13 protein-coding genes, 1 tRNA gene, 1 other RNA gene and 1 pseudogene are annotated in these 22,083 nt (G+C 60.8%); 7 read left to right on the top strand and 9 right to left on the bottom strand.

Annotation, left to right across the window (positions count from 1 at the left end; all coding sequences use genetic code 11):
* The first annotated feature begins 62 nt into the window (after nucleotides 1–62).
* The 4 genes from ACRQHG_RS07210 to ACRQHG_RS07195 all read left to right on the top strand — a co-directional run bounded on the left by ACRQHG_RS07210 (nucleotide 63) and on the right by ACRQHG_RS07195 (nucleotide 7,942).
* Nucleotides 63–5,762, top strand: coding sequence for a DUF6531 domain-containing protein (locus ACRQHG_RS07210; protein ID WP_435713169.1), 5,700 nt, complete (start codon nucleotides 63–65; stop codon nucleotides 5,760–5,762).
* A 121-nt stretch (nucleotides 5,763–5,883) separates the two neighbouring features.
* Nucleotides 5,884–6,546, top strand: a complete 663-nt coding sequence (locus tag ACRQHG_RS07205; protein WP_435713170.1) for a hypothetical protein — start codon at nucleotides 5,884–5,886, stop codon at nucleotides 6,544–6,546.
* Between the two features lie 41 nt (nucleotides 6,547–6,587).
* Entirely contained in the window at nucleotides 6,588–7,247 is a 660-nt protein-coding gene (locus ACRQHG_RS07200) for a hypothetical protein (protein WP_435713171.1), read from the top strand.
* A gap of 32 nt (nucleotides 7,248–7,279) precedes the next feature.
* Nucleotides 7,280–7,942 carry a hypothetical protein gene (locus tag ACRQHG_RS07195; RefSeq protein WP_435713172.1) on the top strand — a complete coding sequence of 221 codons (663 nt, stop codon included), beginning with the start codon at nucleotides 7,280–7,282 and terminating at the stop codon, nucleotides 7,940–7,942.
* Here ACRQHG_RS07195 and ACRQHG_RS07190 read toward each other — a convergent pair.
* The 4 genes from ACRQHG_RS07190 to ACRQHG_RS07175 form a co-directional block, all read right to left on the bottom strand.
* Complete coding sequence (locus ACRQHG_RS07190) at nucleotides 7,939–8,625, bottom strand: hypothetical protein (RefSeq protein WP_435713173.1); 687 nt, start codon at nucleotides 8,623–8,625, stop codon at nucleotides 7,939–7,941. The two genes, ACRQHG_RS07195 and ACRQHG_RS07190, sit on opposite strands and share 4 nt — an antisense overlap.
* Nucleotides 8,626–8,957: 332 nt before the next feature.
* Nucleotides 8,958–9,030, bottom strand: a tRNA-Thr gene (locus ACRQHG_RS07185).
* A gap of 170 nt (nucleotides 9,031–9,200) precedes the next feature.
* Nucleotides 9,201–10,100, bottom strand: coding sequence for a DsbA family protein (locus tag ACRQHG_RS07180; RefSeq protein ID WP_435713174.1), 900 nt, complete (start codon nucleotides 10,098–10,100; stop codon nucleotides 9,201–9,203).
* 204 nt (nucleotides 10,101–10,304) lie between these two features.
* On the bottom strand, nucleotides 10,305–12,128 hold the full coding sequence (locus ACRQHG_RS07175; RefSeq protein ID WP_435713175.1) for a serine/threonine-protein kinase: 1,824 nt from the start codon (nucleotides 12,126–12,128) through the stop codon (nucleotides 10,305–10,307).
* Nucleotides 12,129–12,260: 132 nt separating this feature from the next.
* Between ACRQHG_RS07175 and ACRQHG_RS07170 the strand changes: the two genes are divergently transcribed.
* Nucleotides 12,261–13,040 carry an ABC transporter ATP-binding protein gene (locus ACRQHG_RS07170; protein WP_284889493.1) on the top strand — a complete coding sequence of 260 codons (780 nt, stop codon included), beginning with the start codon at nucleotides 12,261–12,263 and terminating at the stop codon, nucleotides 13,038–13,040.
* A 29-nt stretch (nucleotides 13,041–13,069) separates the two neighbouring features.
* Nucleotides 13,070–14,323, top strand: a complete 1,254-nt coding sequence (locus tag ACRQHG_RS07165) for a DUF4032 domain-containing protein (RefSeq protein ID WP_435713176.1) — start codon at nucleotides 13,070–13,072, stop codon at nucleotides 14,321–14,323.
* Nucleotides 14,324–14,422: 99 nt separating this feature from the next.
* Here ACRQHG_RS07165 and ACRQHG_RS07160 read toward each other — a convergent pair whose 3' ends face one another.
* From ACRQHG_RS07160 to ffs, 5 genes and pseudogenes are all read right to left on the bottom strand, one after another.
* Nucleotides 14,423–15,478, bottom strand: a complete 1,056-nt coding sequence (locus ACRQHG_RS07160) for an aspartate-semialdehyde dehydrogenase (RefSeq protein WP_435713177.1) — start codon at nucleotides 15,476–15,478, stop codon at nucleotides 14,423–14,425.
* On the bottom strand, nucleotides 15,475–16,740 hold the full coding sequence (locus ACRQHG_RS07155; RefSeq protein WP_026429019.1) for an aspartate kinase: 1,266 nt from the start codon (nucleotides 16,738–16,740) through the stop codon (nucleotides 15,475–15,477). The genes ACRQHG_RS07160 and ACRQHG_RS07155 overlap by 4 nt, the downstream gene beginning before the upstream one ends.
* Before the next feature lie 476 nt (nucleotides 16,741–17,216).
* Nucleotides 17,217–17,822 (bottom strand): annotated as a pseudogene (gene recR / locus ACRQHG_RS07150) (recombination mediator RecR); the annotation flags it as partial.
* Entirely contained in the window at nucleotides 17,822–20,572 is a 2,751-nt protein-coding gene (locus ACRQHG_RS07145) for a DNA polymerase III subunit gamma and tau (RefSeq protein WP_435713185.1), read from the bottom strand. The pseudogene recR and the gene ACRQHG_RS07145, both read right to left, overlap by 1 nt.
* Before the next feature lie 83 nt (nucleotides 20,573–20,655).
* An RNA gene (gene ffs, locus ACRQHG_RS07140) (signal recognition particle sRNA small type) lies at nucleotides 20,656–20,752 on the bottom strand.
* A gap of 177 nt (nucleotides 20,753–20,929) precedes the next feature.
* On the opposite strand from ffs, the gene ACRQHG_RS07135 reads away from it, so the two are divergent.
* Entirely contained in the window at nucleotides 20,930–22,078 is a 1,149-nt protein-coding gene (locus ACRQHG_RS07135) for an acyl-CoA dehydrogenase family protein (RefSeq protein WP_435713178.1), read from the top strand.
* Nucleotides 22,079–22,083 lie beyond the last annotated feature (5 nt).

Here is a 22,083-nt window from a genome sequence, read left to right as displayed (position 1 = left end):
CTGAGCGCGCGAAACACAGCTTGCCCAGCCCGGATGTCGACTCATAACGATAGGTAGTTCCCATGCCAAGACCCAACGTATATACCGGTTTCGAAGCCGGTCTCGCGAGCAATTTAAAGAGCGCTATCACCAATGCGATTGAGGCGCTGAACTCCGCCCAGACCACTCTCAACGGCGGCATCGCCTACGCACAAATTGACTTCGCCGGGCGGTTCGCGGAGTTGTACGCGCAGAATATGGATATCCAGCGTGCGGATAAAGAGATGCTGGTCGCGTCTTTGCAGGCGCTGGAATCGGGTGTTACCGAACTGGAAGAAGCCGCGCGTGCCGAACAGAAGATGATCGACATCTTCAACGCCTGGGAAGCAGACCATAACCGCTGGCGCGCCCGGCGGCCCATGGATCCGGAGCTCATACCGCTGTGGTTGGCCAATGAACCGCGCCTCATCCCTCCGAGCGCGCGTTACCCGGGTACCCCGCCGGCGCGTTCCATCGAGCAACCTTCCTTACCCCAACACGACACCCCCATGCCGGGTAGCGGCGGTGGCGGCTCAGGCGGGCGTTCCTCCTGCTACCCCGCGAATCTGTACGAATACGTGCTAGCGGCCCGTTCGGCGCATGACATTCTTGAAAGTCATCCGCGTGCTTTGCAGACTGCCGTCAGTTCCTTTGTGAGCGGCTGGAAGTTCGGGAATCTTTCCGGTGGGGAAAGCATCGCGTGGGGCATCAACGATTACATTCGTAATAACGATAACGATGCCGAGTGGATTGACGTAGTACGCCAGGCTTTCAAGGAAGCCGGCGAGGGCGGTCCGGTACTTACGTTGCTGGATTCGTATATCGATGCGGTGCTCGATAACGCTGGTGTGGATGCGGGGCGTAAGGCTATTGGGGTGGCGTGGCCGGTTTTGACTGGTCAGGTTGTTCATTCGGCTTTGGTGTCTGATCCGGTTAATAGTGCGACGGGTAATTTCCTGGAGCCGGAGTTGGATATTAGTTTCCCGGACGGTTCCCAGGTGGGTGGCTTGTCGCGGGTGTATAACTCGATTCTGGCTCATATGCAGCTCGCGGGTAGTGATGATGCTCCCGTGCGGGGTGTTTTCGGCACGGGGTGGACGAGTGTGCTTGACCAGTGCGTGGTCGAGCGTGCTGATTGCCTGGTGTGGATGCGTGAGGATGGCCAGCATGTGTATTTCCCCGTGGATACCACCACGTTCGGGCTTGATAGTGCCCCGGTGCGTGCTGAGGGAGAAAATTTCTGGGTCCGCGCGGTCACCTTGCCTGACGATAGCGAAGGAGTGCTGCGCTGGGAAGTTTCGGATAATACTAGCCAGCGTTGGATCTTCACCCGAGGCGGGGCCTGGCTTGAAGTGTGTGGGCGTGAAGGTTTCGGGGTAAGCGTCGAGCGTGATCGCGATGGCCTGGTTACGGCTTTGGTCAGTGAGCGTGGCCGGCGTATCGAGGTGGAGTACCTGGATGGCCGGGTGGTTGTGGCTCGTGGCTGGGATGGTACCCGTTTCGAGTATCTTTACGAGGGCGAGCATTTGGTAGGCGCGAGTGGCCCGCATGGTACCCGGCGTTACGAGATTGATGATGCTGGTCTAGTTGCCCGCGTGGTTGCGGCAACAGGCGTGGTTGAGTGCGTGAATGTTTACGACGACGCAGCTCGCGTGGTCAAGCAGACCTCCGAGCATGGGCGGGATACTCGTTTTGCTTATCTACCGGGCCGGGTCACGGTGGTCAGTGATGTTGATGGTTCGCGTTCGAATACGTGGGTGGCTGATAGTCGGGGTCGTACTATCGCAGCCCAGGACTGTGATGGTAACCGCCAGACCATGTCTTATGACCGGCACGGGAACCTGTTGCGGTCCCGGGACCGGGATAATAAAGTAACCACGCATTTTTATGATGAGCGTGGGCACGTGGTTCGCACGGTTTCCCCCGCGGGTGGGGAACTAACCACCACTTATGACGGTCTGGATCGCCTGGTTGAGGCAGTGGGGCCTACCGGCCTGGTAGCCCGCTATGAGTATGAGGGCGAGAGTCGTAACCCGAGCCGTTTCATTGATGCGGCCGGCGGCATCACCACACTGGATTGGGAGGGCGGGCTCTTGGTGAGAGCCACGGACCCGATGGGAGTATTCCAGACTATTGGCTATAACGATGCCGGTGAGGTTATTTCCTTTGCTGACGCGTTGGGGAATACGTATCGCCTGGATCGTGATAGCGCGGGCCGTGTGGTTGGGATGGTCACGCCGCTTGGTTTGACTACCCGGCTTGTTTATAACACGGATGGTACGCTGTCTCGCCGTGTTGATCCGGATGGGGCTACCACCACGATTGATTACGATGCTTATGGGCGTCCGGTTGTGGTCACTGACCCGGGCGGGGCGAAAACAACGTTGGTGTATAGCGAGGTTGATGGCCGGGTAGAAAAGATTATTGACCCGCTGGGCCATAGCCTGGCTAATGATGTGGATGACTTGGGTAATCTGCGTTCCATCACTATGCCCGATGGGGATGAGTTCACTTTCGTTTTTGATGCTCTCTCGCGCCTGCGCGAGGTTGCTGACCCGGTGGGGCATGCGTGGAAGTTTGAGTATGACGCTGTTGGGGATCTTTCCACCGTGATTGACCCGGCTGGGGTTACTACCCGGACGGTTACGGATTCTAAAGAGCGTACTGCTACCGCAGTTGATAGCCATGGTCATGGTGCGGTTGTGCAGTTTGATGAGTTCGGGCGTCCGGTGGCTAGTTATGACACCGCGAAGAACGCTTCCGTGGTCGCTTACGATATCCGGGGTAATGTCACGGAAATGTTGGACGCTGATGGTGCTCTGACAACCCTGGATTATGACGCGGCCGGGCGTGTGGTGCGGATGACTAGCCCGGGAGGGAAGGTTACGGAGTATGCGTACGGGCCCTCGGGGCGCCTGGACGAGCTTACTACCCCGGAAGGCGTGACGCGTTTCGAATACGATGCTGACGGGCGTGTGGTTGCCACGGTGAATACTGCCCTAGAGCGTTCGACTTTCGAGTATGACTCGTGTGGGAGGTTGCTGCGGGCTAGGGTAGCCGGGCGGGGCACTTCCGAGTTCCGGTATGACGCGTGTGGGCGGGTAATTTATTCGCGGGATATCCTCACCGGTGTTCGTTATTTCCGGTACGACGCGGCGGGGAATCTTATCTCGGTGCGTAACGGCCTGGGCGGTATCACGCGTTATGAATACGATGTGCGTAACCGCCTGGTGCGGGTAGTTGACCCGGCCGGCGGGGTGACGGAACGCGTGTATGACAGTGTGGATAACCTCCTCTCGGTCACTGATCCGCTCGGGCGTAGCGTGTCGGTGTCTTATGACGAGCTGGGGAATCCGCTCTCGCGCACGAGTGCTGATGGGACCGTGACGAGTTTCGAGTATGAGGATGGCATGGTAAGCCAGGCTCGTATCGACGGCCGGGAAGCCTTCCGTTCCGAACTTGATTATGAAGACCGGACCCTTACCCTCACCGATGGTGAGGAGAATCGGTATGTGTTCACGTATGACCGCCTAGGCCGCCTGGTTTCCCACAACAGTATGGTGGCAGGAGCGGGGCGGTGTTCTACCTGGACGTACGGGAAAGACGGGGAGCGGACCTCTTATACCCCGGCAGGCGGGGCCACCTACCGTTATGGGTATGATGCGGTTGGTCATCTTGCCACGATCACGCATCCGGACCTGGATACGGTCCGTTTTGGTTACGATCCGATGGGCCGAGTCACCCTCATGGTTGCCGGTGAAGATACCCACCAGTGGTCCTATAGGGATGGTTTCGTCTCTCACCATACGCATACTCGTGATGGTGTGGAGGAAACTACCCGTGTTGAGCATGATTCGTGGGGTCGTGTTATCTCGATAACCACCAGGAGCGAGAAAGTCTCTTACGAGTACGGTGAGGACGGCCAGCTTACTGCTGCTATCTCAACCAGTGGTGTAAAGAAGACGTGGGAGTATGACGAGGCTGCTCGTATTATCCGCTTCACCGACGGTGATACGGTCAGTGAATACACCTATGATCAGGCGAGCCAGCTTGTTGAGCGTCGCCTCACTTCCCCGCAAGGCACGAGTCAGACGGTTTACGGCTATGACGCGGATGGGTATCGGGTTAGCCAGACCGTGGACGGGAAGCTTACACGCCGGTTGCGTTGGGATACGAGTGGGAGCCTGGCGGGTATTACTGACGTGGTTGATGGCCGTGAACGCGAGCTGACTATCACTCTGGACGGGTTGGGTAACCCGGTCAGTTTCGGGGATGAGACTCGCCTTGAGTGGGATTATGCTTCCCCTATCCCCACGGTCGGGGCGATGAATGGTAGCCCGTTCGTGCCTCTTCCTGGTGGTGTGATGCTCAGCGGCCAAGGTATTCAAACTCGGTCTGATACGAGCTGGCGGGCCGGGCGTGGGACCGACCCGATGGCCCCGTTCGCTAGCCCGGGCGTCGTGGCGGGTTTGAGTGAGTCTTTACCTGAGGGTGTTGACGTGCTCGGGACTGGGGCGTTGCGTGTTGGTGGTATGGAGTGGATGGGTGAGCGCCTGTATGACCCGGCTACTCAGGCGTTCTTGTCCCCGGACCCGCTCCCGGCACCGGCAGGGACGTCGTATCAGACTAATCCGTATAACTATGGTGCGAATAACCCGCTCGCGCTCATGGACCCACTCGGGCTGACCCCTGCTACCGATGGTTTCTTTGCGAGGCTGGGTAGAGGGTTTGATGCTGCGTTTGATGGTATTGGCAAGGCTTTGCGTACTGGGTGGGATTGGACCCGTGATAATATCCTCAAACCAGTCGGCAACTTCCTTAAGAATGGATGGAACTGGCTCAAGGGAGCGTTCAACGCAACTGTCAACTGGGTAAAGGTCCATTGGGAAGACATCAAGCGCGGAGCGCTCATTGTTGGTGGAATCGCTCTCGTTGCAGCCGGTGTTTTTCTAGCGCCCGCTGTATTTGGAACTGGGCTCGCAGCCGCAGTTATAGCGGGAGGAGCGGTAGCTGGCGGCGCTAATATGACCACTCAAGCGATATTCAAGCCAGCTAATCAATTTAGTTTATCGGAATTCGCCCTCAGTACTGTGGTCGGGGGAGCAACCGGAGGTTTAGGAAAATGGGTCGGAGACCTTGGTATCGTCAAGAACTTCGCCGGGCGTTTCGGTGCAGCCGCTCCAGATAAAGTCAATGGCGTAATTTCAGGAATGAACAAACTAGGACAACGATTCCTCGGTAAAACATCTCTCGCTAAAAACGCTATTCCGGACCTTTCTGCGGGCGGACGAGAGTTTGTTACTAACGTAGCTACAAATGGAATGAAGAGCTTCGCATCCGACGGTGCAAAAGAAACTGCATCCTGGTTCATGAACGGAACGTTTGAAACCTTTGCCGAGACCGGACAGTTCAAACCCAATTACGATGTCGGAAAACTTGCGGGAAATCTCGCAAAATCGGGCCTCGGAGCCACGGGAAGCGGCTTAGTCAAAACCAAGGGCCTGGACAAGATTGGTATTGACAAGCTTCCACAGAACCCCAAACTGAAGGATCTCGGCCAACGGGCGCTCAACGGTAGCGGACAGTTCGCGGTAGAAATGACCTCGAAGGAGATCAAGAACTTCGGTGGATACGTCCAAGATAGATTCCTGGACGGGGATCCTGCGATTAATAAACCGGAGTCACACGCCGAGAAGCAGATCAAGGCTGTTGGCGACTCACTATCGAAGATGACGCAGAAATAAGGACCATCTATGTAATCAATAAATTACCCCAGGTGGGAAAACGGTGGGTGGGATCATATACACGATTCCACCCACCGCTCTACCTTCTCAAACGTCAATATTTCTTGAAAGGAAAAGACCCGTGTCAGTTACATTCGCTCCATTCGCAGGATTTGTTACCGGCGCAATACAGTCCCCGTTGCAACGCCGCATCAGGAAGATGAGCGAATACCCGCGCCAAGAGCGAGTTTTCTCGATAGCCAAGCGGGCAGCTCCTGTCGGCGGCGTTTTCCTAGCAATCGGAATCCTCGGTCTTCTCGGCACCCTCATCGTGTCATCGGGAGCGGACCTTGGTGACTTTATCCCGGAACTCGTGGGATTTTCGATCAGTTTTATTATGGGTTTGCTACTGATATGGGTAGGTCTAGCTCGCCGATACGGCGTTAATCAGGTAAGCGTGTGGTCCCATCTGACCCCGTTTTTCCATCACGACATCCCATACTCTCAAATCACCAGTATCACCACTGCCGGCAATGACGGCTGGAAGGTTTATGGGAACAGCACCCAACTCACCCTCTCCAAAGATGTTTTCGATTACACCCTTGCCTACCTACGGATCCTTGAGGAACTCAAGTACCGCCGTTTCACCGCCAACCATGTTGAACCCCACGACCCGCGTTGGCCCGAAGCCGCACAAAACCTACGTTACGAACTAGCCGCGGAAACCTACCGCAACCACCAGAAGTACTACAACAGCCACCCGGCAGAATTACAAGAACTCATCGCACTGTCCGAGGGACGTTAGTCACCAAACCCCGCTCCCCTTGGTAGAAAAGGATTCCCCTGATGACTAGCTTTATCGGACCAGCGGCCAGTTTCACCGCGGGTGTTGCAGCACCAACTATCCAGCGGCGATTCCGAAAGATAAGCAAATACCCGCGACAACCAAGAGTATTCTCTCAAGCACCGCTTCTTTTGCCGCTTGGTGGAGTGATGACCTTTGCCTCAGCGTTGGGGTTTGCATCGCTGGTATTCGAACCACCGTCAGAACGCCCCGATGACGCAATTGTCGGAATCGTCATGTTTGCAATCATGCTTCCCATTAGTTTGCTCATAGTGTGGATGGGATTCGCGCGCCGGTTCGGCGTTGATAACCACAAGCTGTGGTCCCGTTTCACGCCGGTCTTTTATCGAGAGATTTCATTCACACAAATCACCAGAGTCACTATGAACGCTGCGGGCTTTCGCTTATACGGTAGCCATAAGCCGCTCGGAGTAGCCATCAACCGTTTCGATTACACCCTCGCTTACTTGCGAATCCTTGAAGAGCTGAAGTACCGCCGTTTTACGGTGGGCGACGTCGCCCCGCACGACCCGCGCTGGCCGCAAGCCGCACAGGAACTACGCAACGCGCTAGCCGCGGAAGCCTATCGCAACCACCAGAACTACTACGACACACATCTCGTCGAACTCCACGAACTCACTTCCCTCGCTCAAGGACGCTAGTCATCACCGTTTCCGCGGAAGGAGCCGCTGCCATGTCCATACCTTTTGTCTCCGCTGCCGGACTCGCCACCAACGTTATGCAATCCTCGGTACAACGCAGACTCCGGAAGATGAGTATGTACCCGCGTGAAGGACGCATCTTCTCTCAAGCGAAATTGGCTCTTTCTCTTGGCGGCATCATAACTAGTTGCTCCGCCTTGGGTCTTCTTGTCCTTTCTGTTGTGGATCCAGAAGAGCGAACTTCCAATTTCACCAGTCTCATCGCTATTCTCGCCGCCACGTGTTTTATCGGATTGCTTTGCCTATGGCTGGGAATCGGGCGCCGTCTTGGTGTGGACAATTATAGAATGTGGTCGCGCTTTACTCCCATTTTCTACCGCGAGATACCTTTCGCGAACATCACTCAGATAACACCTGCGGGGAATAATGGATGGCGCATTTACGAAGGTAATTCCCGTCTCGTGATCGACAAGGCGCGTTTCGATTACACCCTCGCTTACTTGCGAATCCTTGAAGAGCTGAAGTACCGCCGTTTCACGGTGGACGACGTCGCCCCGCACGACCCGCGCTGGCCGCAAGCCGCACAAAACCTACGTTATGAACTAGCCGCGGAAGCCTATCGCAACCACCAGAACTACTACGACACACATCCCGCGGACCTTCAGGAACTTATTGCGCTTTCCGAGGAACGCTAAAAGCCCACGGGATAACGGCCTAGCGCCAATGCGTTCAATTCTTCTAATTCGGCGGGGTGGGAATCATAGTAATTTTGGTGGTTCCGGTATGCCTCGGCCGCCAACCGATTACGCATGTCCTGCCACGCCTCCGGCCACCGCGGATCATGGGGCTCGATTTTCCCAACCGTGAACCGCCGGATCCGCATCTCCTCCAGGATCCGCAGGTAGGCCAGGGTGTAATCGAAAACGTTAATGGCGATTCCAATGGTGTTCTTTTTCTTGGCGAAGAACTTACTCTTCTCGCCGGCGTAAAGCCCAAAAGAAACTCCGGTATAAACGATCCGCGTTATATCAGCGAAGTAGACCTCTCGATAGGGAAATGGCGGGAACCTATACCAGGTCTTTTCATTATCCACACCCAGCCGCCGTTTGTACCCCATCCACAGGAACCAAAAACAAAAAACCATCATGCCGGAGCAGCAAATGATTCCGAGGGTGGCGTCATCGGGACGGCTTTCCTCATCAGCGGTTGCCAACGCAATTATGGTCACCGCCATTACGATTTCGCCTGTCCACCCAAATGTAAGGCCTATCTTTTTGTGCGAGAACACCCGCGGCTCGCGCGGATACTTGCTCATTTTCCGCAAACGGCGCTGGATCGAGGGCGCCGCAGCAGTAAATGCACCAACAGGAAGGGACATAGAAACCTCCATAACCAGGAGCCGCTGCGGCTACCGTGTTTCAGTCGAATGATCGATTGGACGTGGCTACCGATGCCGCGCACCATCCACCACTAACGGTACGATGCGAAGCTTCTCCCGCGCTACCCCGTTTTGCCACCTACTATTCACGCGCTGCCCCGCGCACCACCGCCAGATCACCTACTCACAAGCCACTGACCTGCATCTTTACACATTTTATTATGCAAGCGCCCGTTTCGTCCGTTCCATCGAACTCATTTACTTCTACGCAGCTACGTCACACAAACAGCTACTTCACGCGGATGGTGTTTCTGAAATATGTATTACATCGGAGCCCCCGGCAGGACTCGAACCTGTGACCTGCTGTTTACAAGACAGCTGCTCTACCAACTGAGCTACGGAGGCAATTCTTGCCCGGCACACCCGCCGAGCAAGGAACCAGAGTTTATCATGCCAGAATCCCCCCTCTGGAACAAATAGGGATCCCGGGAGCTAGCACCCAGCGGGGCGGCGCGAAGCGACCGCCCCGCTGCGGCGTCGTCGTACCGAAAGGGCACGCGACGCCGAGGCCAGCTTTACTTGAGGGCGTCGAGTGCGGCGCTGAGCTTGCCGTCAGTCCAGTCCGCCACCTGCTTGCCGTTGAGGAGCACGGTGGGGGTGCCGGTGAAGCCGTCGGCGCTGAACTGCTGGAGCGACTGGCCCAGCAGCTCGGAGTACATGGCGGGCTTGCCGTCCCCAACGGCGATATCCGCGATCATTTGCTCGGCTTCGGCATCGGTGAGGCCGGCCTTCTTACCGAGTTCGGCCAGCTGCGCGGTTTGCGGCACCGGCACCTTTTCCTTCGATTCGAAGAGCGGGGCCGTCATCGCGAAAATTTCGTTGTGGTAGGCCGCGAAAACATCGGGGCGATGCTCGGCCACCCACAGCGCCGAAGCGGAAGCCGTGTGGGAGAATTCGTACTGGGATTCCACCACGAGCGGGTGGTAGACCAGCGTGATTTCGCCGTTCTTCGCGCGCTGGGTGAGCTCCTCCGCGTAGGAGGTTTCCAGGCGGTTGCACCACACGCACAGGTAGTCGAAGTAAATATCAACAACCGGCTTACCTTCGTTCACGGTGCCGGCCGCCAGCGAGCTCCCCACGCTCACCCCCACATCCGGGGTCACGTTTTTCGGCAGCTGCGCGGTGACCTTCGGGGCGGAGCGCTCGGCCAGCGCGGTAGCCGGCGCACTCGGGTACGCGGCCGCGGAACTTTCCTGCGTGGCCGGGGCGCCCGCATCATCCTTCTTATTCGAGAGGATGAACCACACGGCCGCCGCGATGAGCGCCACCACCACAACAGCCGCCACAACCGCGAGCGCGCGATTGCGCCGCGCCCGCTTCTTTTCCTGTTCCTGGAGCCGGGCCGCCGCCGCGCGCGCGGTTTCACGCCGCTGCGCCGCGGAGCTTTGCCGGTTATTCTTCTGAGTCTGTGCCATTCACTTTCCCTCGGTTACGACGACGCGCCTGCGGCCAGCCGGCCACTGCGCCTTTCACCCTGACTTTAACATGTCAATTATCGCCGCTTTCCCTGGGAAAAGTGAGGGCCGGCCGGGTGACATTGCCCGCGCGGGCGGTTTGGTGGCGGTTTGGTGGGCTGCGCTGGCGGTTTGGTGGGCTGCGCTGCCGGGTGCGCCGGCCGTTTAGCGCCCCGCGCCGCCCACAATATCCTTGACCATCGTGACCAGCGGTTCGCCGAAGTACCCGAAGCTGAGCGGGGTATGCGCGGGTACGCTCAGCACGCCGGAGAGCGCCAGGAGCGCGAGTGCGGCCGCGCCGGCAGCCAACACCACGACCCAAAAGGCCCGGTAGGGGCGGGTGGGGGCGAGCTTGGCGAAGATGACCACGCTGCCGCCGCGCGCTACCCGCCCACTCGGGCCGAGCCAGGAGATTCCCACGCCCGCGAGGGCCGCTACGGCTCCCGCGCCCGGCCCGGTGAGCCCGCCCAGCCGCGCCGCAACAAAACCGAGCGTAACCGCGAGGAGCCCGACGCCGTGTAGCGGAATCACGCTGAGGGCGCTTTCCGCGAGGGTGAGCGGAGCGCGCAGAATTTGCCCCAGGTGTTCGCCGCGGAACGGCCCGCCTTCTTCTGCACGACGCCGCCGCAGCCGCGCCGCGTTCTTCTCCGCGAAGGCCAGGCACACCGTAACGAGCGCATATCCCACATATCCGGCGATCTGCCCGGCAGCCACCAGCGCGCATAGCAACCCGCCCAGCACGAAGCTGAGGACCGGGGTGCGCCGAGGCGGACGGGCCCACAGCGGGAGCGGGGCGGGTTCTAGCGGTGCGGCATCCGGATAGGGCGCGGCTTCCGGATAACCGCCGGCTTGCGGGTAGGGAGTGGTGGCGGGCGCCGCAGCACCCGGCCCCGCTTGCGAATAAGCAGCAACTTCCGGGTAGGGCGCCGTGGCCGATCCTGCGTAAATGGGTTGGGGCCAGGTTTCCGGGAACGCACTGGGAACACTATCCGTGGCGTTATAACTCGGCGCCTGGTTATAACTCTGCGTTGGATTACTGCTCGGCTCGGTGTTGTGACCCGGCTCTGGGTTGTGACCCGGCTCTGGGTTATAGCCCAGCACTGTGGTCTCCGGTTCCGACGCCGCCGCCCCGGGAAGGGCCGCCGGCACGGTTGCATCCAGCTGGGTGGGCAGGGCGCGGGGTGCGGTAGCGGCGTCGTCGTACCATGAAACCGGATCCGCGAGGGCCGCCACCACCTCATCAATCCCCCACCGCTGCTCCACCGGCTCGGCAAGCGCGGCGCGCAGGGCGTGGGCGATACGCGGCGGCACGCCGGTCACGTCCACGTCCCCCTCCAGGACGCGACGCATGATCACCGCCGGGTTCGCGCCCGGATAGGGATCGTGACCGGTGGCGGCGAAAGCGATGACCGCGGCGAGCGCCCACAGGTCAGCGGCTTCGTCCGGGGCGTGGCCGCGCAGCACCCGCGGGTCGAGGTAGCCGGGAGTGTGGGTGACCGCGCCGGACATAGTCAGGCGGCTATCGGCGCCCGTTTGCGCGATGCCGAAATCGATGAGGACCGGGCCGTTCGCGCCGAGCATGACGTTCGAGGGTTTGAGATCGCGGTGAAGCACCCCGAGGCGATGCACGGAGGTGACCGCGGCGTGGAGCTGGCGGGCAAGGGTAACTAATTCCGCGGGCGGGTAAGGGCCGTCCACACGAACGTCTTCCGCGAGAGTGGGGCCTTCCACCAGTTGGGTGACGATAAAAGCATCCTCGTCATCCGTTTCGGCATCGAGGACTTCGGCAACGTAGGGCCCGCGCACCCGCTGCAACATCGCAACTTCGCGGCGCAGGCGTTCGCGTCCGGCCGCCCCATCCACGGCCGCCGGGTGGAGGAGTTTCAGGGCCACGCGGGTGCCGGCGCCGTCCACCGCCTCGTAGACCGTGGACATGCCGCCGAAGCCAATGCGCCGCACCAGCCGATAGCCACCAATTTCCTCCCGCATACCTCAAAAATACCGAAGTGTGCCGGCCCGCGCATTTTTAGCGGGAATTCACTCTCGTATTCCCGTTCCTGACGTGGCATAATAGTGGATGAGCGTGTCAATGCCGACCGCTATAACTGATGGAGAATTCCCATGGCTTCTGTGTCACTCGTCAATGCGACACTGTACTATCCCGATGCGCCTGCGCCAGCGGTGGACCACGTGAATCTCCATATCAACGACGGCGAATTTTTCGCCCTCACCGGCCCGGTCAGCTCCGGAAAATCCACGGTTTTACGCATGATTGCGGGGCTGGAGGATGTGGATTACGGGGCGGTGCTGCTGGACGGTGAAGATGTGACCGCGCTGCCGCCGTCCATGCGCGATGTAGTGATCGTATTTCAGAATTACGCCCTGTATCCGCATATGACGGTCGCGGATAATATGGGCTTCCACCTGAAAATTGCCGGGGCGGACCCGGATGATATCGCCGCGCGGGTGGCGCAGGCGGCAGATATTTTGGAACTCACCGAGTTTCTGGACGCGAAACCCGCCCAGCTCACCCGCGCCGAACGCCAGCGGGTCTCCATGGGACGGGCGGTGGTGCGCCGGCCCCGAATTTTCCTCATGGATGAGCCGCTGAAAAATATGGATGTGGAAATTCGCGATGAGATTCGCGAACAGATTGCCGTGCTCCAGGAGCGCACCGGCATCACCACGGTGTACGTAACAAACGATCCGCGCGAAGCTTTCAGCTGCGCCCATCGGGTGGGCGTCATGGTGGATGGCGCCCTCCAGCAGGTGGGGACCCCCGCGGAAATTCTAGCGGATCTCACCCCGCCCGTGCGGGCTTTCCTGGAGGAAGCCGGGATGGTGGAGGCGGGGGCGCTGGTTGATGGTGCACCGGGCTCTCGAGCTTTCGGCTACGATTAAGCCGCAGCTACTCCCCGGAAAGGACACTCATGCGATCCTCGCTATCCATTATGGCGGCTAGCGTTGAACCTGATCTCCTCAATCTGCCGTGGAACGTGGCGCTCGAAGAGTGGCCGCGTGATCTCATCGCTGCGCTCCCGCGCGGTATTTCCCGCCACACCGTGCGTTTCGTGCGGCTCTCCGGGCGGATCATCGCCATTAAAGAGATTTCCGAACTGGTGGCGGTACGCGAATACGAACTGCTACGCACCCTCAAGCGCCTCGGGGCACCCTCGGTGGAACCGGTGGCGGTGGTCTCCAAACGCACCGACGCGGAAGGCAATGCCCTCAACGCCTGCCTCATCACCGAGCACCTCCCCTTCTCCCTGCCCTACCGCGCGATTTTCGGGCAGCAACACCGGCGTGCCACCATCGCCCAGCTCATCGACGGGCTCGCTGTGCTGCTGGTGCGCCTCCACCTCCTCGGATTCTTCTGGGGTGATGTATCGCTGTCGAATACCCTCTTCCGCCGCGACGCGGGAACTTTCGCCGCGTATTTGGTGGACGCGGAAACCGGAGAACTTTACAGCCCCATCACCCAGCGCAAACGCGAATACGATATCGACGTGGCCCGCACGAATATTATTGGCGAGCTCATGGACTTGCAGGCCGGCGGGGTACTTCCCGAAGATTTCGACACCATCGGGGTGGGCGATACGTTCTCGGATCGCTACTTCGAGCTGTGGGAGGAAATCACCGCGCAGGTGGCCATCGGCCCGGATGAAAAGTGGAAGGTGACGGAGCGGGTGCGCCGCCTCAACGACCTGGGCTTTGACGTTGACGAGATCGCCATCGATTCCGGCCCGGACGAAGACCGCCTCCTCATCCAACCGAAGATCGTGGAAGCCGGGCACTATTCGCGCAAGGTGTGGCGCCTGACCGGCCTGGATGTGGAAGAAAACCAGGCCCGCCGCATCCTCAACGATATTGACGAATACGCCGCCCTCCATAACAAGAGCGGCAAATCCGATATGATGATCGCCCACGATTGGCTCGCCGATGTTTATGAACCGACCGTGGCCGCGATCCCGCCCGAGCTCACCGCGAAACTGGAGCCGGCCGAGCTTTTCCACGAAATCCTGGAACACCGCTGGTTCATTTCCGAAGACCAGCAGCGCGATGTGCCGCAGGCCGAGGCCGTGGCCTCCTTCGTGGAGAAAGTGCTGCGCCACCGGCGTGACGAGTCCACCTTCCTGGACGGGGAAACCGGGGAGATCCCCGCGGTCACGGCCACGCCGGAATAAGGCGCGCTTATTGCGCAGGTCCCGCCCACTGCACGGGCGCCGTAGCCGCGCGCTTATTGCGCAAGTCGCGACTGCTGCGCCCAATGCCGCCCCCAGCAGCTAGGCCGCGCTGTTCTCCGTGAGCTCCTTGATGACCAGCTCCGCGAGCTGAATGGTATTGAGGGCCGCGCCCTTGCGCAGGTTATCCGCCACGCAGAAGAAGGCCAGCCCGCGCCCGCCCGGCACCGAAGGATCGCGGCGGATGCGCCCCACGAAACAGGCATCCTTCCCAGCCGCATCAAGCGGATTGGGCAGGTCCACCACTTCTACACCGGGAGCGTCTTTAAGGAGCTCGATTGCAGCTGCGACGTCGACCTCCTTCTCAAATTCCGCGTTGACGGACATCCCGTGCGCGGTGTACACCGGCACGCGCACGCACGTCCCGGCTACCGCGAGGTCCGGGATGCCGAGGATTTTGCGCGATTCGTTGCGTAGTTTTTGTTCTTCGTCGGTTTCGCCACTGCCATCCTCAGCGAGGTTCCCGGCAAAAGCGACCGCGTTGAAGGCGATGGGCGCCCGGTACACCTCAGGTTCGGGCAGTTCCACGGCGTGCCCGTCCAAGGCGAGGGCTTCCACGTCACCATCCAGCGCTGCGCGCACCCCGGTGGTCAGCTCGTGCACGCCCCGCACCCCGGACCCGGACACCGCCTGGTAGGAGGAGGCAATCAGGCGAGTGAGCCCGTAGGCATCGTGCAGCGGCTTGAGGATGGGCATCGCGGCCATGGTGGTGCAATTCGGGTTGGCGATAATGCCCTTGGGGCGGCGCGCGATATCCTGCGGATTGACTTCGGAGACGACGAGCGGCACGTCCGGGTCACGGCGCCACGCGGAAGAATTATCGACGACGACGGCACCTGCCGCAACGAACTTCGGCGCGTAGGTGCGCGAGGCATCCCCGCCGGCGGAGAACACCGCGATGTCAATACCGGCCAGATCAGCGGTGGCAATATCTTCCACCACGATGCTTTCGCCCCGGAAGGGCAGTTCGGTGCCGGCTGAGCGCGCCGTCGCAAAGAATCGCACGCGGTCCACCGGAACGTCGCGTTCTTCCAGCAGGGCGCGCATAACCCGCCCGACCTGCCCGGTTGCTCCCACTACTGCCAAGGTGATGCTCATCTGCCTGTCCCTCCGTAAACGATTGCTTCTTCGCTGGCGTCCAGCCCGAAGGCGGTGTGGACCGCGCGGGCGGCCGCGTCCAGCACATTCGGGTCCACCACCACGGAAATGCGGATTTCCGAGGTGCTGATCATATCCACGTTCACGCCGTTATCCCCCAGGGTTTTGAACAGTTTGGAGGAGACGCCGCTGTGGGAGCGCATGCCCGCGCCCACGATGGAGAGGATACCGATTTCCGAGGTGACGGCGATGTCTTCGAAACCGAATTCGGCCTGGTTGGCGCGCAGCGCGGCGACGGCGAGGTCCACCTGGTCACGGGGAACCGTGAAGGAAATATTGCTCAGGCCCACCCGGGTAAGCGCGGTGTTCTGCACGATCATGTCAATATTGCAGTCCGCTTCGGCCACGCAGGAGAAGATTTTCGCGGCGGATCCGGGAAGATTGGGCACGCCCGTGACCGAGATTTTGCCCTGGTTGCGGTCGTGTGCCACTCCGACGACGACGGCGTCTTCATATCCGCCCTGTTTCGCGGTTTCTTCCACTATCCACGTCCCTTCGTTCTCGGAGAATGATGATCGTACGTGCAAGGCCACATTGAATTTCCGGGCGAATTCCACCGCCCGCAGGTGGAGCACTTTCGCTCCGTGTGCCGCTAATTCTAGCGTTTCTTCGTAGCTGAGTTCGCGGCGTTGGCTGGCCGCGGGGACGATGCGCGGGTCCGCGGAGAGCACGCCATCTACATCCGTGTAGATTTCGCATACATCCGCGCCGAGGGCGGCGGCGAAGGCCACGGCGGTGGTATCGGAGCCGCCCCGCCCGAGGGTGGTGACGTCATTGGTGTCGTTCACGCCTTGGAATCCGGCAATAATGGCGACGGCGCCGTCTTGCACGGTCCGGAAAATGCGTTCGGGAACGATCCCGGTGATGGAGGCATTGCCGTAGCGCGCATCGGTGTGGAGGCCGGCTTGCTGGCCGGTGAAGGAGTGCGCCGCGACGCCTTCATCATTGACGGCCATGGCGAGGAGGGCCATGGAGATGCGTTCCCCCGCGGTGAGGAGGATATCGAGTTCCCGCGCGGGCGGGTTGTCGGTGACATTGTGGGCGAGGTCCAAGAGGTTATCGGTGGTGTCTCCCATGGCGGAAACCACAACGACGACTTTGTTTCCGGCTTTGCTGGTCTGGGCAATTCGTTTCGCCACTCGTCTGAGTCCGACGGGATCGGCGACCGAGGATCCCCCGAACTTCTGCACGATGAGTGCCACATTAACTCCTATTTTTCCGAGACTTACTAATGGTATCTGGAAGCGCGGGGCCGCCTGCGGGGCATTCCGAGATTTTCAGGTGAGATTGTTCTCCTGCTCGGTGCTCATGTATGCGAGGCAGCGCATTATGCGAAGTGTCGCTTTATGCGAAGTACCGCTCTGTGCGAGGTGCCTCATTGGGGCGGGGCGCTGTGCTTTACGGTGATCCCGGACTGAGCTGTTTAGTTGTGCTCGCCGTGCGTTTCCGCGACTGGGGCGGAAGGCGTGGTGCCCGGAATCACCGAGGGCATTCGTCCCGTGTCTGTCATGCCTGTTCCGGGCGTGCTCATGGTTTCCGTGCCCGTGCCGGGTGTGTTCGTGGTACCCGTGCCGGTGGTTTCTGTACTTGTGGTGGTGCCGGTTTCTGTACCGGTGGTCATCGTATCCGCGGGGATGGTACCTGTGCCGGCGCCAGTGGTGGTGGGCGCGGTGGTGCCGCTGGTAATGCGGGTGCGGCCTTCGAAGGCGCGCGAGAGCGTGATTTCGTCAGCGTATTCGAGATCTCCGCCTACGGGGAGTCCGGAGGCGAGGCGGGAGAGTGCGACTCCGATGGGGGTGAGAAGGCGGATGAGGTAGGCCGCTGTGGCATCGCCTTCAATATTGGGGTCGGTGGCGATAATGACTTCGGTGACGCGGCCATCCTGGAGTCGGGTGAGGAGTTCACGGATGCGCAGGTCTTCCGGGCCGATACCTTGGATCGGGTTGATGGAGCCGCCTAGCACGTGGTAGCGCCCGCGGTATTCGCGGGTGCGTTCGATGACCATAATGTCTTTGGCTTCTTCGACGACGCAGATCACGGCATCACTACGCCGGGTATCTGAGCACAACGAACAGATATCGGCTTCGGTCACATTGCCGCAGATCTGACAGAAGTGAACCCGTTCCTTAACACGAAGCATGGCTTCCGCGAGCGCCCGCACTTCAGGTTCTTCTTGTTCGAGGAGGAAGAAGGCGATGCGTTGGGCGCTTTTCGGGCCGATGCCCGGCAGGCGCCCGAGCTCATCAATGAGCTCCTGCACGGCGCCGTCATACACCCCCGCCACTACATTCCTCCTTGTGCGGTATCAATTTCTTCAACGATGGTTCCCGAGAGCATTTCCACCACAACTTGCAGCCCGACAACATTGCTCTGCTCGATTGTGGGATCGTCTAAGGAGACATCATCCTCCTCAGTAGAATACCCCACCCCCGCCTGCGGCGCGGAATTACGCGGGCTGTTCGGACCGTCTGGCACGGGGCTGGCCGGCACGGTGGGTGCATTGACACTGGGCCCAGGACCCACGGCTCCCCCACCGCCGGACATGCTCCCTGCGGGCGCGTTACCACCCGCTGCTCCGTGACGAAGCTGGCGCAGGTGTTCCCGGGCATCATAGGTGGGGACTTCCTGGGTGCGCTGCGGCGGGCGCGGGATATGGAAATCCTGCGTGGGCTCAGGCGCGCCTGGCTGCCCCGCAGCGGGCTGCCCCGCAGCGGGCTGCCCCGCTGCGGGCAGGCTTGCGCCCGGTGCCGGGCTTCCCGGAGATACCGGCATATCGCCCGGGCCGGCGAAAGGCTGCGGCATGGGCATGTTTTGAAGATAGAAGGGAATCTCCCCGCCGGGGTTAGCTGATCCGGAATTAGCCGGGCCAGGGCTGGCCGTGCTCGCACTGACCGCGCCAGAACTCGCGACCCCGGGCGCAGTGGCGCCGCGGCTGGGAGGGTAGTCTTCCACATCATCCGGATCGGAGAGTTCTTCAGGTTCAGGCCACTCATCATCCGCGACCGTGCTGCCAGCACCGCGGACTGCTTCCTGCCGTGCGGGAGCACCGGCGGCGCTGGCGGGAGCACCGGCAGGGCTGGAGGGAAGGGGAGCGGGAGCGGCCGCCGCGGTGGCGGCACTAGCTTTTGGGCGGGCACCACCGCCATCGGGACCGCTCGGGCGCGGCTGAGCGGCCGCTGGTGATTGGGGATTCTCCACAATCGCTGCGTTACCCGGCTGCCCCGGGACATCGGCCTGCTGAGCCGCCGCGGCAATGACCCGCACGGTGACAGGAACCGAGGTGAAATGCGAAAGATGGGCGCTCAAACGCTCCACATTGCGCGGATCTTGGAGGGCACCGAGGACCTTCTCTGAAGAAAACTCCAGGGCAACCTGGTTTCCCCGCGAGCCGAGCACCCGAGTAGGCCCGGAGAAAATCGCTTGGGCGAAACGCCCGGATGAGGTTACCTCCGCCCACCTGGCCGTGAGCTCGGCAGCGTGATCCGGCCCTGATTCTTCCGGAGCGGCCGGCTGCTCCACGCTAACTTCGCGCGGTTGCTGCACTGCTGCTGGTTCACCGGCTGGCTGAACGGCCTGCTGAGCCGGGCGTTCTTCCGGTTGCGGAGCACGCTGCTGCGCGGGTTGCTCCACCGGCTGAGCCGCGGCTGGCGCCGCGGGCGATTCCTTAGCCTGTTGAGGAGCGGGCTGGGCGGGAGTTGCGGCGTCGTCGTTCTGTACTGAAACGGAAGTAACAGACTGCGGTGCGGACGCAGACGGAACGCTAGCAGAACCCGGAGCCACCGGGGCCCCGCGCTGCGCTGCGGCCGCGGCGGCTGCTGCCCGTGCCTTTTCCCGCGCGATGTCCTGCGGAGATTTCCGCGCGTTTCCACCACTTGCCGCGGGTCCAGTAACCGGCCGCGCCGCGCCACTAGAACCGCTCCCTGAAGGAGCCGCCGCACTACTGCCGGGAAGCAAAAGCCGAGCACAGAGCAATTCCAGCTGCAAGCGCGGCGAGGTAGCACCCACCATCGCGGAAAGCGCCTCGTTCGCACGCTCGGCACTTTCAGTAGCGCGCGCCGCACCCAGAGCCTGCGCCTGGGTGCGCATAGCCGCCAGCTGATCCTGCGGTAATTCACCCAAAGCGTCCGCCGCGGCCTCCCCCGCCAAATCGATGACGATCAGATCACGCAGGCGCTGGAGCAGATCTTCCACGAAACGGCGCGGTTCATGCCCGGCACCGATAAGTTCTTCGACGACGCCGAAAAGCTGGCTGCCCGAACTTTCGGCAATGGCGGTGACCGCGCGATCCAGCAGGCCGCTATCCGTATAACCCAGCAGCGCAACCGCCTGAGAATAGGACAGCGTGGACGTTTCCGAACCGCCCATGAGCTGGTCCAGAACCGAGAGGGAATCACGCACCGAGCCCCCGCCCGCGCGCACCACCAAACCGAGCACCCCCGGTTCCGGGGTGATGCCTTCCTCCGCGCAAATCTGCGAGAGGTATTCCTCCATGCGCGCCGGGGACACCAGGCGGAACGGATAGTGGTGGGTACGCGAACGGATGGTACCGATAACTTTTTCCGGTTCCGTAGTGGCGAAAATGAACTTAATATGAGCCGGAGGTTCCTCCACAAGTTTGAGCAGGGCGTTGAAACCCTGGGTGGTGACCATATGGGCTTCGTCAATAATGAAAATCTTGTAGCGATCCCGGCTGGGGGCAAAAGCTGCACGTTCGACCAGGTCACGGGCATCATCCACCCCGCCGTGGCTGGCCGCGTCCATTTCCACCACGTCCAGCGAACCGGGGCCATCCCCCGCCAACTCCCGGCACGAGGCACATTCCCCACACGGCGTATCCGTGGGCGCCTGCGCACAATTCAAGCAACGGGCGAGGATGCGCGCCGAGGTAGTTTTCCCGCACCCGCGCGGGCCGGAGAAGAGATAGGCGTGCACCGTGCGCTCCCCGCGCAACGCAGCCATGAGGGGACGAGTTACCTGCTCCTGGCCGATAACATCTTGAAAACGCTCCGGGCGATACCGCCGATACAATGCCATGCTCACGAGTATCAGTCTACGGGGTACCTACGACACGAATCACGCGCGCGAAAAACCTGTGGATACCCGATGGTGGATAGCGGCTACAAGACGCCCCACGCACCCGTCAGAGCCCGCATACCCTTGCTGCCTTCCGGCCCTGGGGGAGTTTTGCAAGATGACGCCACGTGGGGAGTCAGGTGCCAGTCTAAACGAGTTCGCGGGGAATGCAAAACACAGGGAGAAACACGGGGAGATTACCCGGCTTCATTTTCACCATTTTTTGTGTCGGAGGCCCGCGGTACACTCTCTAGCGTGAGTGGGCGGTCCCCGCGGTGGCGGGAGTATCGCCGTCGTCCACAACAACAGGGAGAATCAATGGCTTTCCTTACCGAAGATCTATTGGAAACACTGCGCTCGCGGGCGGCGGCGGTGGATGCCGCCAATGAATTCCCGCGTGAGGACTACGAAGATTTGAAGCAGGCCGGCTACTACGGCGCTTTCGTCCCCAAGGAATACGGCGGGGCCGGCTTGAGCCTGGTGGAGATTTGCGCCGAACAGACCCGTTTGGCGAAGTACGCTCCGGCCACCGCGCTGGGGATTAATATGCACCAGATTATTGTGGGGCTCGGCCGCCACCTGGTGCGCAACGGCGTGGCCGCCGGTGAAAAGATTTTGCGCGAAGCCGCGGCCGGTAAGCTGTTCGCTTTCGGCATTTCCGAACCGGGTAACGACCTGGTACTTTTCGGTTCGCTCACCCGAGCCGAACGCGATGAGGCGGGGTACCGGCTGTACGGCACCAAAGTTTTCACGTCCCTCGCGCCCGCGTGGGATTACCTCATGACTTTCGGCGCACTCAAGGATGACTCCGGGGTGCGTGACGTTTTCGGCCTGGTCGAACGGGGCGACGGCGGCTTCGCCATCAAGGACGATTGGAACACCCTCGGGATGCGGGCCACCCAATCCAATTCCACGGTTTTGGACGGCGCGCTGCTTCGCGATGAAAACGTGCTGGGGATCGTGGCGCCGGGCCCGAATAAGGAACCGGTTGTTTACGGCATTTTCTCCAATTTTGAGATTCTGCTCGGGGCTACCTATCAGGGCATTGGTGAGCGCGCCATTGAGGTTGCGGTGGAGCATGTGAAGAAGCGCCGCTCGGTCCTCCACAATGATGTTTACGCAAATGATCCCGATATTCGCTGGCGTATTGCGGAAGCCGCGCTCACAATGAACGCGGTGGGTCCGCAGCTGCGCGAACTGGCCGCGCATATTGACAGCGGGGAGCTGGGCGGGGCGGATGAATACCCGCGTTTCTCCGCGGCCAAGAATGTGGCGGCGGAAGCGTCGCTGCGCACCGTGGAAGAATGCATCCGTGCCTGCGGGGGAAGCTCGTATTACGCGGGTCATGAACTTTCGCGTCTCTACCGCGATGTGCTGGCCGGGCTTTTCCAGCCTTCCGATCAGGAATCCCTGCACGGTTCCTGGGCCAGCCTGGTGCTCGGGCCCGTCACGCCTAAGGAGAACTAGCCCCA

Source organism: Actinotignum vesiculae (assembly GCF_051267215.1).
Lineage (GTDB): Bacteria > Actinomycetota > Actinomycetes > Actinomycetales > Actinomycetaceae > Actinotignum > Actinotignum schaalii.
This window is presented reverse-complemented; position numbering and strand designations above follow the sequence as displayed.